This is a genomic window from Hamadaea sp. NPDC051192 (genome assembly GCF_040682475.1).
Classification (GTDB): Bacteria; Actinomycetota; Actinomycetes; order Mycobacteriales; family Micromonosporaceae; genus Hamadaea; species Hamadaea flava.
This window is the reverse complement of sequence record NZ_JBFBAZ010000008.1, coordinates 88598-103010: the sequence shown is the minus strand read 5'-3', so window position 1 is coordinate 103010 and position 14413 is coordinate 88598. Positions and strand designations below refer to the sequence as shown.

Genomic DNA, 14413 nt, shown 5'->3' with positions numbered 1-14413 from the left:
CCTGTCGAGGAAACACCCTCGACGATGCACTGTCGCAAGTGGAGCAGCAACTACTCGTTCGACGGGATCGGCTACTCGCACGAGTAGTGTCGTACGCATCGCGCCGCTGTTAGCGTCCATTGGCGTGACCATTCTGGTGCAGAAGTTCGGGGGCACCTCGCTCGGCGGCGTCGACGAGGTGAGCCGGGCCGCGCGGACCGTCGAAGCGGCGTACCGGCGGGGGGATCGCGTCGCTGTCGTCGTGTCCGCCCGGGGAGCAGCCACCGACGAACTGCTGAGGCTGGCCGCCCAGATGTCCGCCGAGCGCCCCGCGCGGGAGATCGATCAGCTGCTCGCGACGGGCGAGGTCGCCTCGGCGGCCCTCATGGCGATGGCGTTGGCTGCTCTCGGCGTACCAGCTGTGTCCCTGACCGGAGCCCAGGCCGGCATCTCGGCCGCCGGTCCCCACGGAGCCGGGGTGATCGCCGAGGTGGACCCGCAGCCGGTGACGAGCCTGCTGGACCGCGGCGTCGTGGCGGTGGTCGCGGGCTTCCAGGGAGTGGACGGCCTGGGCAATGTGCTGACGCTGGGCCGCGGCGGCTCGGACACCACCGCGGTCGCCCTGGCCGCGGCCCTGCACGCGCGCTGCGAGATCTACACCGACGTCGACGGCATCTACACCGGCGACCCGCGACTGGTGCCCGAGGCCCGGCTGCTGCCCGTGATCACCGCGCCCGTGATGGCCGAGATGGCCTTCGCCGGAGCGCGGGTGATGCATTCGCGGGCGGTCGAGCTGGCCGCGCTGACCAACGTCGAGCTGCACGTCCGCAACAGCGGCACGGGCGGGCCGGGCACCACCGTCACCAGCGGGCCGCCGGAGCTGATGGAGATCCGCGGCGCGGTCGTCGCCATCACGCACGACGCCAAGGTGGCCCGGGTGCTGGTACGCGCCGACCACGACCTGGCCGCCGAGGTCTTCGACGTGCTCGCGGCGGCCGGGGTCCCGGCCGACCTCGTGGCGCGCTCCGGCAGCGGCGAGGCCGAGTTCCGGATGGGATTCACCGTTCCCGCCGACCGCGTCGAGTTGGTCCACGCAGGACTGGCCGCCGCGGCGAGCCGCCACGGCGGCCAGGTCGACGTCAACGCCGACGTCGGCAAGGTGTCGCTGGTCGGCACCGGCCTGCTCAACCGGCCGGAGCTGGCGGCCCGGATGCTCGGCGCGCTCACCGGCGCCGACATCCCCACCAGCTGGGTCTCCGCGACCCAGCTGCGCACGTCCGTGACCGTGCCGCGGCAGCGGCTGACCGAGGCGGTGATCCTCTTGCACCAGGAGTTCGCGCTCGACCGGGACGACTATTCGCTGGAGCTGCTGCCGTGAGCGGCCGGGAGCTCCGGCTGCGGCGGCTGTTCCGGCACGGCCCCCGGCTGCTCGCCGTGCCGCTCGACCACGCCGTCACCGACGGCCCGATCGTGCCGCGCGGCGACCTCAACGCGCTCGTCGGCGAGCTGACCGGCAACGGCGCCGACGCTATCGTCGTGCACCGGGGCGGTGCCGCGCGTCTCGCGCCCGGCGTCCTGGGCGACGCCGCGCTGATCGTCCACTTGAGCGCCAGCACCCGGCACGCGCCCGACCCCGACGCCAAGTACCTGGTCGCGGGGGTGGACAGTGCGGTGCGGCTGGGCGCGGACGCGGTCAGCGTCCACGTCAACCTCGGCGCCCGCGAAGAACGCCAGCAAGTCGCCGACCTCGCCCGCGTGGCCGACGAGTGCGACCGCTGGCAGCTCCCGCTGCTCGCAATGATCTACCCACGGGGACCGGAGATCGCCAACCCGCGCGACCCGGCTCTGATCGCCCACGCCGCGACGCTCGCGGCCGACCTCGGCGCCGACATCGTCAAGACGCCGTACGCCGGCGAGGTCGACGCCATGGCCGACGTCGTGGCCAGCTGCCCCATCCCGCTGATCGTCGCGGGTGGCGCCCGGCTCAACGCCACCGGCGAGATCCTCGCCTTCGTCGACGACGCCCTGGCCGCCGGCACCGCCGGGCTGGCCATGGGCCGCAACATCTTCCAGGCCCCCGACGCCGGGCACCTCACCCGGCTCATCGCACAGCACGTCCACGGCGTACGAGAGGAAGCTCTGACATGAAGGTTTGCTGGCTGGACATCCGCCAGGTCCCCGAGCCACTGCGGGAGGCGATCGTCGAGGAGGCGATTCACCAGCGGATCGACGCGATCGTCGCGGCCGATCCCGGCCACCTGTCCGCGATTCCCCCGACGGTACGCCGAGTGCTTGCGCCGGCGCCCGCTCGATCCGGCGGTAGCAGGGAGGACGGTGCGCCGGCCCAGACGGCTCAGCCCTTTGACGGTGAGGTGCCGGAGCAGCTGGACGGCGTCGACCTCGTGCTGCTGGACACCACCCACGGCGTACCCGCGCACTACGGCACCCGCGCGGGCGTGCAGTACGGCCAGTTCGTCGAGGTCTCCGACGCGGCGACGCTCGAACGAGCCTGCGTGGCCGCCCGGGAGTCGCAGTGGTCGCTGATCCGGTTCACCGATCCGACCAAGATCCCGCTGGAGATCGTGCTGGCCGCCGCGCACAAGTCGGACGGCGTCATCGTCACCGAGGTCGCCGACCTGCCCGAGGCCGAGATCGTCTACGGCGTCCTCGAACGCGGCTCCGACGGTGTGCTGCTGGCGCCGCAGCGCGTCGGCGACGCCACCAAGCTGCGCTCGGTGGCCGTCGGCGGCGGCGGCGAGCTGAGCCTGGTCGAGCTGCAGGTCGTGGCGACCGAGCACATCGGCATGGGCGAGCGGGCCTGCGTCGACACCTGCTCGCACTTCCGGGAGGACGAGGGCATCCTCGTCGGCTCGCACTCCAAGGGCATGATCCTGTGCTGCAGCGAGACCCATCCGCTGCCCTACATGCCGACCCGGCCGTTCCGGGTCAACGCCGGGGCGATCCACTCCTACACGCTGTCCGGTGCCGGGCGTACGCACTATCTCAGCGAGCTGAAGGCCGGCAGCAAGGTGCGGGCGGTCGACTCGAAGGGGCAGACCCGGCTCGTCACGGTCGGCCGCGTGAAGATCGAGACCCGGCCGCTGCTCGCGATCGACGCGGTGGCCCCGGACGGCCGCCAGGTGAACCTGATCGTGCAGGACGACTGGCACGTGCGCGTGCTGGGGCCGGGCGGAACCGTCCTCAACACCACCGAGCTGAAGCCGGGCGACAAGGTCCTGGGCTATCTGCCGACGGAAGACCGGCACGTGGGCTACCCGATCGACGAGTTCTGCCTGGAGAATTAGGCATGCGTCTATGTGACTTCCATGCCCGGCTCGCTCCAGGGCCGCAGGCGCTCGACCGGCTGACGGCGGCGATGGACCGGCACGGCATCGCCGTGGCCGCCGTCGCCGCCGGCGGCATCCTCCCGCCCGAAGTCCTGTCCCGCCAGCTGATCGACGGCACGTTCGTCACCGCGGACCCCGACAACGACGCGGTCCTCGCGGCCTGCGAAGGGTCGGCGGGACGGCTGGTCCCGATCTACTTCGGCAACCCGCATCAGGGCGCGGAGGAATACCGACGCCGCTCGGCCGAGTTCAGCGGACTCGAACTGTCCCCGGCGGTCCACGGCACGCCGCTCGGCGACGCCGTGATCGACCGGTACGCCGAAGCCGCGGCCGAAGCCCGCCACTCGGTGTACATCGTGTGCATCGTGCGCCCCGGCTGCGGTGTCGCCGACCTGGCCGAGCTGGCCAAACGCCATCCGGACGTCGCCTTCGTGCTCGGGCACGGCGGCGCGACCGCGATCGACTTCCACGGCATCCAGCTCATCGAGCCGCACGCCAACATCCACTTCGAGACGTCCGGCGGCTACTCCAGCGTGCTGGCGTACGCCGTCCGCACGCTCGGGTCGCGCCGGATCCTGTTCGGCTCCGAGCATCCACTGCAGAACCCCGGGCTGGAGCTGGCCAAGTTCGCCGCGCTGGACCTGCCCGACCGGGACTGGCAGCAGATCGCCTGGGACAACGCGGCCGTCCTGCTGGGAGGTGCCCACCGTGAGTGATCTTCCGCAACTGGGTCAGTGGCGCGACTTCGACGAAGTGCGCGCGATCCAGGACAAGCAATTGCCGGCCGTGTTCGCGTGGGCCCGCCGGTCGCCGTTCTACCGAGATCGGCTGCCCGACTCCGAGCGGCTGGCCGATCTGCCGCCCACCACCAAGCAGGACCTGCGGGACGCGTACCCGTTCGGGCTGCTGGCCGTCGATCGCCGGGAGCTGGCGACCTACCACGAGTCCAGTGGCACCGCCGGGGCGGCGACAGCGTCCTACTACACCGAACAGGACTGGGTCGACCTCGCTGAGCGGTACGCCCGCAAGTACATCCCGATCGGCCCCGATGACATGTTCTTCGTGCGTACGCCGTATGCGCTGATGATCACCGGGCACCTGGCACACCGGGCGGCCCGGTCGCACGGCGCGACGGTGGTCCCCGGCGACAACCGGTCGCTGGCCATGCCCTATTCGCGGGTGGTCCGCGTGCTGCACGACCTGGGGGTGACGCTGACCTGGTCGTTGCCGACGGAGACGCTGATCTGGGCGGCCGCCGCCAGACTGGCCGGGTATCGACCGGATCAGGACTTCCCGAACCTACGTGCCTTCTACGTCGGCGGCGAACCCCTGACCGCCGTACGCCGCAAGCGCATCAGCGAAATCTGGGGCGTGCCGGTGGTGGAGGAGTACGGCTCGACCGAGACCGGCAGCCTGGCCGGCGAATGCCCGGAAGGCCACCTGCACTTCTGGGCGGACCGGGCGATCCCGGAGGTCCTCGACCCGGCGAGCGGGCGGATCGGGCCGGACGGCGCGGGCCAGCTCGTCGTCACCCCGTTGTTCCGCGAAGCCATGCCGTTGCTGCGCTACAACCTGGAGGACAACGTCGAACTGTCCTACCGCGACTGTGCCTGCGGCTGGGCACTGCCGACGATCCGGGTCCTCGGCCGCTCCGCGTTCGGCTATCCGGTCGGCAGCGCCCGGGTGAGCCAGCACGATCTGGAAGAGGTGGTGTTCTCGCTGCCCGTCGAGTTCGGCGTGATCTTCTGGCGGGCGCGGGCGTTCCCCGACCGCCTGCACGTCGAGATCGAGGTCGCCCCGGCGGAGCGACCGGCCGCCTGCGCCGCGCTGACCCAGGCGATCCGCGAGCGCTTCGGCGTGGAGCCGCAGGTGGACGGGGTGGCACCGGGGACATTGGTGCCGCATCGGCTGCTGAGCGCACCGCAGGACGTCCTCAAGCCGCGCAGCCTGTTCGGTCCGGACGAGGACTGGGACAAGGCGATCCTCTATGGCTGAGTCATCACTTCCCGCGCCGTCGTCGGCCGGGCTTTCACCGGGCCGGCTGGTCGCGGGCGGGCGGTTCGCGGACGTAGCGGCGGCGCGGACCAGGGCGGTGGGCATCGTCGGCGCGGGCGTCGCCGGTCTCGCACTGGCCGCCGCGCTGCGTCGCCGGGGCATCGGCCATCGGGTGTACGAACAGGCGCCCGCGTTCGGCGAGGTCGGCGCGGGCATCCAGCTCGCCCCCAACGCCACCCGGTTGCTGGACCGGCTCGGGCTCGGCCCCGCCCTCGCGGCGGTGGCCGTACGCCCGGCCGCGATCGAGATGCGGGCCTGGGACAGCGGCGAGGTGCTGGGCCGGACCGAGCTGGGGGAGTCGTGCGTCGCCCAGTACGGTGCGCCGTACCTGACGATGCACCGGGCTGACCTGCATCGGGTGCTGGCGGCGCTGGTGGACCCCCGGTCGATCGTGCTCGGCGCGCGGATCGACAAGATCGCCGAGGACGCCGACGGAGTCGGTCTGGCGTACGCCGACGGCCGGCAGGATCGCGTCGCCGTGCTGGTCGGGGCGGACGGCGTACGCTCGGCCGTCCGCGCCGGGCTGCATCCGGACCAGCCGCGCTACAGCGGTCACACCATCTATCGCGGGCTCGTCCCAGCCGACGCCGCGCCCTGGCTCGCCGAGGCGCCCCGCGTCGTGCTGTGGCTCGGACCGGGCAAGCACGCGGTCGCGTACCCGGTGTCCGGGGGACGGCAGATCAGCTTCGGCGCCACGTTCCCCACCCCGACCCACGACGGTGGCGAATCGTGGTCCGCCCCGGCCGACCCGGCCGCGGTGCTCGCGGCGTACGAGGGCTGGCACCCGGACCTGCGCGACCTGCTCGCCCAGGCCGACCGGGTCAGCCGCTGGGCGCTGCACGACCGCGATCCGATCCCGACCTGGAGCACCGCCCGGATCACGCTGGCCGGCGATGCGGCGCATCCGATGCTGCCGTTCGTGGCCCAGGGCGCGAACCAGGCGATCGAGGACGCGTTCACCCTGGCCAGACAGCTCGCCCACGTACGCGTGAGCACGGCGCTGGCCCGCTACGAGCACGCCCGCAAGACCCGGACCGAACGCGTGCAGAGCATCTCGCGGGGCAACGCGACCGCGTTGCACGACGGCAGCCGGCCCGATCCGGAGCAGCAACGAGCCCAGCAGCAGTGGCTGTACGGCTTCGACGCGGAGGAGGGGTAGACGTGCACGGGAAGGTGGCCCTGGTGACCGGGGCGGCGTCCGGCATCGGCGCGGCGGTGGCGGGGGAGCTGGCGGCGCGGGGAGCCACCGTCGCCGTCGCCGACGTCGACCCGGCCGCCCTGGCCGAGCAGGTCGAGAAACTGGTACGCAACGGGCATCGGGCGACCGGGTACGCCGTCGACGTCCGGGACCGGAGCGCCGTCGCCGAGACGGTCGCGTCGATCGAGGACGCCCTCGGCCCGGTCGACGTGCTCGTCAACGTGGCCGGGATTCTGCGTACCGGGCCGATCCTGGAGCTGTCCGACGAGGACTGGCAGGACGTGTTCGCCGTCAACACCTTCGGCGTGCTGCACGTCTCCCGGGCCGTCGCCACCCGCATGGCGGTACGCCGTCGCGGCGCGATCGTCACGGTCGGCTCGAACGCGGCCGGGGTCCCGCGGATGCACATGGCGGCGTACTGCTCGGCGAAGGCGGCGGCGACGCTGTTCACCAAATGCCTCGGGCTGGAGCTGGCCGCGTACGGGGTTCGCTGCAACGTCGTCGCGCCGGGGTCCACCGACACCCCGATGCTGCGGTCGATGTGGCACGACGACTACGGCCGGCAGTCCGTGCTCGACGGGGACGCCGGGCGCTACCGCATCGGCATCCCGCTGACCAAGCTGGCCGAACCGCAGGACGTCGCGTACGCCGTCGCGTTCCTGGCCTCCGACCGCGCCGGCCACATCACGATGCACGAGCTGTGCGTCGACGGTGGCGCCACCCTGGGAGTCTGATGATCACCGAGAGCTATCCGATGCCCGCCGCGATGCCGGACAACGTTCCCGGCTGGCAGCCCGATCCCCGCCGGGCCGCGCTGCTCGTCCATGATCTGCAGAACTACTTCGTCGGCCTGCTGCCCGATCCCGGCGGCCTGCTGGCGAACGCGGCGACGCTGGTGACGGCCGCCCGGCGGGCGGGGCTGCCCGTCTTCTACACCGCGCAGCCGGGCCGGATGACGCCGGCCGATCGCGGTCTGCTGCTGGACTTCTGGGGCCCCGGTATGCCGCCCGACCCGGCCGCCCGCGCCATCGCCGACGCAGTCGCCCCGTCGGCCGGGGACACCGTGCTCACCAAATGGCGGTACAGCGCGTACCACCGGTCGGACTTCCACGCGCAGCTCGCCGGCCGGGACCAGCTGATCCTCTGCGGCGTGTACGCCCACGTCGGCATCCAGATGACGGCGGCCGACGCGTACTGCCGCGACGTAGAGGTGTTCGTGGCCGGGGACGCCGTCGCCGACTTCACCGAGCGCCACCATCGCCAGGCCCTGGAGTGGATGGCGGCCACCTGCGCCGTCGTGTCCACCACCGCCGACCTCTCGGCCGCCCTCGCGCCCTAGCGACTCCTTGCAGATCACGGTTACGCAGGCCGAAACCCACCGGGATGGCCTGCGTAACCGTGATCCGCAGCAGAAAGCCAGGAAGAAGTCAGGAGGGTAGGCGGCGGGCCAGCTCCACCCGGGACCGGATGTTGAGCTTCCGGAAGATCTGCCGCAAGTGGTAGTTGACGGTGTGGTGCGACAGGAAGACCTTCGTCGACACCTGTTGATTGGTCATGCCCTCGGCGACCAACTGTGCGATGTTCTGCTCGATCGCGCTGAGCCCGTCCCAGCCGTCCGGCTGCGGCGCCGGCCGGGTCACCCGCAGGCTGTGCAGCACCGGTTGCGGGATGCCGGCCAGGATCTCCCGCCAGACGCCGTCGTCGCGGAAGGCGAAGTCGTTGCCGTGCGCGGTGATCGCGCCCCGGTCGAGTGCCTCGTCGATGACCGGCAGCAGCGCCGCCACCGGTTGCTGGAGCAGGTCGGCCACGTCGTGCAGGGCGAACGTCCGGCCGATGGCGGCCGCCACCCGCAGCACATGATGGCAGTCCGTCGAGTATTCGGTTTCCGTGCTCATGAGACCCCTCCCCCGATGGTCGTCAGATGCCGCAGACGATGTCGAGCAGCGCCTCCTCGCCGATGTCGCGCAGGTCCGCGGGTTCGCCGTGCCAGGCCACGTGCTGGTCGGGCCGGATCAGCGTCAAGGACGAGCCGATGATCTTCCGGCAGCCGTCGTCGTCGACGGTCACGTGCCGGATCGGCACGCCGCGCCGCCGGCCCGCCTCGGCCAGGGTCGCGCCGGCCGCACCGGGATCCTGGTCCAGCACCGCGAACCCGGTTCCGAGGTGATCGAACAGCTGCGTGCCGTCGGCGAGGAACAGGGCGGGCAGACGCATCCCGGGCCACAGCGCCGCGGTGATCGAGCGCCAGCGCCACGGCGGTTCCGGTCCGTCGCCCGCCACGACGATCGGGGAGGCGTACCGGGCGCCGAAGTGGATGCCCAGGTTGTCGATCTGGTAGGCGTCCTGCTCCAGATACCCGGCGAGCTGCGCCGGGCTCGCGCCCACCGCCGCCAGCGCCGGGAAACGCCGCCACACCTCCAGCAGATTGAACGACATCTCGCGATTGATCAGGGCAACCGGCCGTCTTTCCAGCTCGTACGCCGAGAGCAGCCCTGCGCCACCCCATCCCTGGATCACTCCGGCGAGCTTCCAGCCGAGGTCGGCGGCGTCGCCGAGCCCGGTGTTCGCCCCGTGCCCGCCGGTCGGGTAGAACTGGTGTGCCGCGTCCCCGGCGAGCAGGACGCGCCCGGCGCGGTAGCGGCGGGCGACACCGAGCCGGCCCTCCCAGTGCGCCACCGCGATGACCTCGTCGAACCGGATCGGCGTACCGAGCCGCAGTCGCACCACCGCGAGCGGATCGGCGGGCGGGTCGCCCTCGTAGGGGAAGGTCGCCGTCCAGGTGACGTCCTCGTCCCGGGAGACGAGCATGACACCGCCCGCGTGAATGCCGAGGAAGTACCGGCCGTGCGGTCGCAACGCCGGGTCGGAGCTGCGGAAGTAGACGTCGCAATGCCGGGAGGTCGGCCCGATCAGGTCCACGTCGATCCCGGCGGCGGCGCGGACCGCGCTGCCCGCGCCGTCACAGCCGACGGCGTACGCCGCGCGCAGGTCGTGCGGCGAACCGTCGGGATCGGACAGCTCGACGGTGACGCCGTCGTCGTCCTGGGTCAGCGACCGGAACGTCCAGCCCTCGCGCAGCTCGACGAGGGGGTGCGCCCGGACGGCGTCACGCAGGATCTCCTCCAGGATCGACCCGGTGAGCCGCTGATACGGCTGGGCGGGCATGGTCCCGTCGTTGGTACGCCGGATGGCGTCGCGCTGGCCGTCGACGGAGGGGTAGTTCCACACCGCCACGGGCGGTTCGGTCGCGTTCGCGTACCAGTGGAAGGTGAAGTCGTAGCCCGGCGGAACCCCGCGCGTGCGCACGGGCTCGCCGACCCCGAGCCGGTGCAGCAGTTCCATGCTGCGGGCGTTGACGAAGTCCATCTTGGGGTAGGGGGTGGCCGCGGTGGCGCGGTCGACGACGATCGACGGCACGCCGAGCTGTGCGAGCTGGAGCGCCAGGGTGGCGCCGACCGGGCCGCAGCCGACGACCAGGATCCGCGCGGTCACGTCGGCGCCCCGGCGCCCGCGTGCAGCGCGGTGACGATCTCCTCCAGGGTGTGCGCGAAGTAGTCGTGCATCTCGGCGAGCCGACCCGGCGTGCCCGTGATCGTCAGGCGCAGATACAGCACGCCGTCCTCCTCCTCGATGGTGTTGACGATCGTGTCCAGTGAGGAGTCCGTTAACTGGTGGAAAACAATGCGATCCGGCGCGTGGAACACGGCGCGTTCGCGGTGGCGGATCGAGCCGTTGACGACGATCTCGCGGACGAGCGCGCCGGGTTCGCGCTCCAGCACGGTGCAGCCGGTGATGGCGGAGATGTAACTGGTCGGGTCGGCCGCCTTGTGCAGCAGCCCGGCCCACACCCGGTCGCGGTCCAGGTGTACGGGCCGCCGGAAACTGATGGAGGACATGCTTGATCCACTCCCGTCCGAAGGTCGTGACAAGCGTCGCCTTCATCGATGCGTAATTGCATCACGTGTTTCCGTGAGGTTGAATGGACGCAGCGTCAAGGGGGGTACGCACGGGGATGATCGTTCGTGGCTGAGCAGGGTCTTGTCGGCCGATCGGAGGAGCTCGCCGAGGTACGGGAGATCGTCCGGCGGACTCGGCAGGGCATCGGCGCATGCTTGACTATCGATGGCCCGGCGGGGATCGGGAAGAGCCGCCTGCTCCGGGAGGGGATCGCCGAGGCCACCGCGTCCGGCGTCACGGTGATCACCGGCCGGGTGACCGAACTGGACGCCGCCGCACCGCTGTCGCCGCTGCTGGCGGCGTTGCGCGGGCACGTCGACCTCGGCGAGCTGAATCCCGTCGCCGACAACCGGTACTGGCTGATCAACCGGCTCACCGAGCTGATCGAGGCGGCCGCCCGCGTACGGCCCGTCCTGATCGTGCTCGACGATCTGCATTGGGCTGACGAGCTGACCGTCCTGGCCTTGCGGGACATGGTGCCCGCGCTGCGGACCAGCCCGGTCGGCTGGCTGCTCGCCCTGCGGCCGCTGCCGCGCCGGTCCGCCGTCCGCGACGCGCTGCGCTGGATCGCCACCGAACACGGCCGCCAGCTGCACCTCGGCCCGCTGAACCGGCGGGAGATGGCCGAGGTCTGCCAGAACCTGCTCGGCGCCGTGCCCAGCCCCGAACTGCTGACCCTGGCCGAACGCAGCGGCGGCAACCCGTTCCTGCTCGAGGAGCTGATCACGAGCCTGCGTATCGGCGACCGGATCCGGGTCGCCGGCGGGCTGGCCACCATCGGCGACGGCAGCCTGCCGCCCGGCTTCGTCGTCGCCGCCCACCGCCGCCTGCTCGAACTCGCCTCCCCCGTACGCCAGCTGCTCGACGCGGCGGCGGTGCTGGGCCGGCCGTTCTCCCTGCATGAGGCGGCTGCCCTGGTCGGCAAGCCGGCCGGGGACATGGTCGAACCGGCCGCCGAGGCGGTGACCGCCGGCATCCTGGTCGAGACCGGCGACGAGCTGATGTTCCGGCACGATCTACTGCGCGAGGCGACCTACCGCTCCCTGGCCGCCCCCGTACGCCAAGCGCTGCACCGCGAGGCGGTCAGCGTCGTGCGGGCGGAAGGCCGCCCGGCGGTGGAAGCCGCTCAGCACCTCATCCGGGTCGCCCGCAAGGGCGACGCCCACGCCGCCGAGGTGCTCCACGAGGCGGCCAGCGACCTGAAGACGTCCGCCCCGAGCGCCGCCGCCGACCTGCTGCTGCACCTGCTGGAGCTGCTCGACGACGCCGACGCCAGCCGCCCGGCGCGCATCGCCGAGGCGGTCGACGCGCTGGCCACCGCCGGCCGGCTCACCGAGGCCCGGCAGGTGGGGGAGAAGGCGCTCGGCGCCTCGCTCGCCCCCACCGTCGAGGCGGGCATCCTGGCCGGGCTGGCCGAGATGTTCAAACACGCCGGTCAGGACCGCCTCGTCGTCGACTACGCCAACCGCGGCCTGGTGCGCGCCGGCGTACCGGACGATCTGCGGGCGCGGCTGCTGGCGGTCAAGTCGCACGCACTGCTCTATCTGGACGACGACGGGTCGCTGGAGGAGGCGGACGAGGTCGCCCGTGAGGCGATCACGGTCGGGGAGCGGACGGGGGAGTCCGCGGCGGTCGTGGTGGCCGCGGTGGCCCGCAGCGTCACCGCCCGCTATCGGGGCGACCTGGGTCAGGCGACCGCCCTGGCCGCACAGGCCGTCGGGGTCGCCGAACAGGCCGGCGGCCAGGCCCGCATCCGGCTGCCCCGGCTGTGGCTCGGCCGGGCCCTGATCAGCGTCGACCAGCTCGACGAGGCGGACACGATGCTCGAACACGGCCAGCGCGAAGCCGAACGGCTCGGCGCGGTCTGGTCGATGCCGCTGTGGCACCACGGGCGTACGCAGTTGCACATCGCGGCCGGCCGGCTGGACGACGCCGTCGCCGAGGCCGAAGCCGGGCTCGCCACCTCCGACCGGATGTCGGCCGGCGCCCTCGACGGCAGTCTGCTGTCCACCCTGGCCTGGCTGGCCATCCGCCGCGGCAAGACCGCGGAAGCGGCCGGCTACTTGCGCCGGATCCCGCGCCGCCGCGACGCCGACAGCCCGCCCAAGGCCAGCGCCCTGCTCTACGACGTACGCGGTCGCGGCGCGGATGCCGTCCAGCTGCTCGCCCCGATCTACCAGCGGCTGGAGGCGTACCCGGGGATTCTGACCTTCGACCCGTGGACCGCGCCCTACCTCGTCCGGCTGGCCAAGTGCACCGGCGCGACGCAGCAGGCGCAGCGGGCGATGCGAGCCGCCCGGCAGCTGGCCGACCTGAACCCGGGCGTCACCTACCTGGCCGGCATGGCCCTGCGCGCCGAGTCGCTGCTGTCCGGTGACACCGACGCCCTCGACGAAGCGATCCTGCTGCTCCGCAAGGGCCCCCGGCGGCTGTCGCTGGCGTCGGCGTTGGAAGACCGCGGCTACCTCGACCAGCTCGCTGGCCGCCGGACCGACGCCGTCGCGATCCTGGACGAGGCCGCCACGCTCTACACCCAGATCCTGGCCGAAGGCGACGCCGCCCGGGCTCATCGCCGGCTGCGCGAACTCGGCGTACGCCGACGGCTGCGCCCGGCAGGCGGCCGCGCCCGGACCGGCTGGGGCAGCCTCACCGAATCGGAGCTGAAGGTCGTCCGCCTCGTCGCCGAGGGCAAGACGAACCGGGCGGTCGCCACCGAGCTGTTCCTGTCGCCGCACACCGTCGACTCGCATCTGCGGCACGCTTTCGTCAAACTCGGCGTGGCCAGCCGGGTCGAGCTGACCCGGGCCTTCCTCGAACGCGAGCCCGGCTCGGCCGGCTGACCCCTCGGTTCGGCCGCTGACTCCTCGCTTCGGCGGGCTGACGCTTCGGTTCGGCCGCTGACCCCTCGGTTCGGCGGGCTGAACACGAGCTGGTTCGGCCGGCTCAACACGGGGCGGCTCGGCCGAATGCGCGCGATGCATTGACGGCGCTGTTGTCGGGGGTTCGTGGTGGAATGCCCGGATGGATCTTCGAGCGAAGCGTGCCGAGCTCTCCCGACTCTGCGCCGAGGTGGTCGGCGAGTCGGTCGGCGCCCAGCTGGCGGCCCTGGCTCGCCCGGCGTTCCAGTTGCGGCCGGCCGCGGCCGGACAGCCGGCGACCGGGCGTAGCGCCCTCGGTGGCCCGGCGCTGCTGGACCCCGGCACCCCCTGGCCGCACCACCGCGACGTCCCGCTCAGCCTCGCCGCCGTCCTGGACACCGATACGCTCGCCGATGTGCTCGGCGAGCCGGTGCCCTGGCAGACCGGTCTGCTGAACTTCTTCGTCTACGACCCGGTCCCCGACCACGAGTGGGACGCCGACCTCACCTCGCCCGGCTGGGCTCGGGTGATCGCGGCGCACTCGGATCGAGCTGTCGAGCGGACCGCGCCCGAACCCGCCGATTCCTACGAGCGGATCGCGATCGACGCCGCCCCGGTGCTCACCCTGCCGGACCAGTGGGACGACGCGGTCAACCGGCTCGATCGCGGTCCGCATCGGCAGAACATCCTCGGCCTGGAGCTGCACCCCCTGTACGAGCAGTGGGGCGAGGTCGACGGCCACGCCGCGTTCGGCTGGCCGGCCTGGGAGCTGGGACCGTCGCCGTCCTGGGCCGACGACCACCTGCACCTGCTCAAGCTCCGCGCCTTCCCGTTCGACGGCACGCTGTACGTCTCCGTCCCGGCGGCGGCGCTGCAGTCAGGCGACCTGAGCGCGGCGGTGGCGACGCTGGAGACCTACTGAGCCAACGAAGCCGACTAAGCGAACTAAGCCAAAAGATGGCGTGATCACGTGAGGTCGGGCGGCCGGCCACCGGGCGACTCTGGGGCTGACCGCGATC

At 72.3% G+C, this 14413-nt stretch carries 13 protein-coding genes; 10 read left to right on the top strand and 3 right to left on the bottom strand.

Annotated elements, in window-relative coordinates; all coding sequences use genetic code 11:
• Nucleotides 1-124: 124 nt before the first annotated feature.
• From AB0M47_RS05775 to AB0M47_RS05740, 8 genes are read left to right on the top strand one after another with little or no spacing between them, the layout of a single operon-like run.
• Nucleotides 125-1357, top strand: a complete 1233-nt coding sequence (locus AB0M47_RS05775; protein ID WP_363408982.1) for an aspartate kinase — start codon at nt 125-127, stop codon at nt 1355-1357.
• The gene (locus AB0M47_RS05770; RefSeq protein ID WP_363408980.1) at nt 1354-2127 is read left to right on the top strand and encodes a 2-amino-3,7-dideoxy-D-threo-hept-6-ulosonate synthase; all 774 of its coding nucleotides are present in this window, start codon (nt 1354-1356) and stop codon (nt 2125-2127) included. The genes AB0M47_RS05775 and AB0M47_RS05770 overlap by 4 nt, the downstream gene beginning before the upstream one ends.
• Entirely contained in the window at nt 2124-3284 is a 1161-nt protein-coding gene (locus AB0M47_RS05765) for a 3-dehydroquinate synthase II (RefSeq protein ID WP_363408977.1), read from the top strand. The genes AB0M47_RS05770 and AB0M47_RS05765 overlap by 4 nt, the downstream gene beginning before the upstream one ends.
• A gap of 2 nt (nt 3285-3286) precedes the next feature.
• On the top strand, nt 3287-4042 hold the full coding sequence (locus AB0M47_RS05760; protein WP_363408974.1) for an amidohydrolase family protein: 756 nt from the start codon (nt 3287-3289) through the stop codon (nt 4040-4042).
• Nucleotides 4035-5321, top strand: coding sequence for an AMP-binding protein (locus AB0M47_RS05755; protein ID WP_363408972.1), 1287 nt, complete (start codon nt 4035-4037; stop codon nt 5319-5321). Before AB0M47_RS05760 ends, AB0M47_RS05755 begins: the two co-directional genes overlap by 8 nt.
• On the top strand, nt 5314-6540 hold the full coding sequence (locus tag AB0M47_RS05750) for an FAD-dependent monooxygenase (protein WP_363408969.1): 1227 nt from the start codon (nt 5314-5316) through the stop codon (nt 6538-6540). Before AB0M47_RS05755 ends, AB0M47_RS05750 begins: the two co-directional genes overlap by 8 nt.
• Nucleotides 6541-6542: 2 nt before the next feature.
• Complete coding sequence (locus AB0M47_RS05745; RefSeq protein WP_363408966.1) at nt 6543-7313, top strand: 2,3-dihydro-2,3-dihydroxybenzoate dehydrogenase; 771 nt, start codon at nt 6543-6545, stop codon at nt 7311-7313.
• A complete protein-coding gene (locus tag AB0M47_RS05740; protein ID WP_363408963.1) occupies nt 7313-7918 on the top strand; it encodes an isochorismatase family protein in 606 nt (201 codons plus the stop codon). Before AB0M47_RS05745 ends, AB0M47_RS05740 begins: the two co-directional genes overlap by 1 nt.
• An 88-nt stretch (nt 7919-8006) precedes the next feature.
• On the opposite strand, the gene AB0M47_RS05735 is transcribed toward AB0M47_RS05740, so the two are convergent.
• From AB0M47_RS05735 to AB0M47_RS05725, 3 genes are read right to left on the bottom strand one after another with little or no spacing between them, the layout of a single operon-like run.
• Nucleotides 8007-8474 (bottom strand): helix-turn-helix transcriptional regulator, encoded by a 468-nt coding sequence (locus tag AB0M47_RS05735; RefSeq protein WP_363408960.1) that lies wholly within the window; start codon nt 8472-8474, stop codon nt 8007-8009.
• Between the two features lie 22 nt (nt 8475-8496).
• Nucleotides 8497-10071 (bottom strand): FAD-dependent monooxygenase, encoded by a 1575-nt coding sequence (locus AB0M47_RS05730; protein ID WP_363408957.1) that lies wholly within the window; start codon nt 10069-10071, stop codon nt 8497-8499.
• Nucleotides 10068-10475 carry an AtaL-like protein gene (locus tag AB0M47_RS05725; RefSeq protein ID WP_363408954.1) on the bottom strand — a complete coding sequence of 136 codons (408 nt, stop codon included), beginning with the start codon at nt 10473-10475 and terminating at the stop codon, nt 10068-10070. The genes AB0M47_RS05730 and AB0M47_RS05725 overlap by 4 nt, the downstream gene beginning before the upstream one ends.
• A 126-nt stretch (nt 10476-10601) precedes the next feature.
• On the opposite strand from AB0M47_RS05725, the gene AB0M47_RS05720 reads away from it, so the two are divergent.
• The gene (locus tag AB0M47_RS05720) at nt 10602-13376 is read left to right on the top strand and encodes an AAA family ATPase (protein ID WP_363408951.1); all 2775 of its coding nucleotides are present in this window, start codon (nt 10602-10604) and stop codon (nt 13374-13376) included.
• A 181-nt stretch (nt 13377-13557) separates the two neighbouring features.
• Nucleotides 13558-14316 (top strand): DUF1963 domain-containing protein, encoded by a 759-nt coding sequence (locus AB0M47_RS05715; RefSeq protein WP_363408947.1) that lies wholly within the window; start codon nt 13558-13560, stop codon nt 14314-14316.
• Nucleotides 14317-14413 lie beyond the last annotated feature (97 nt).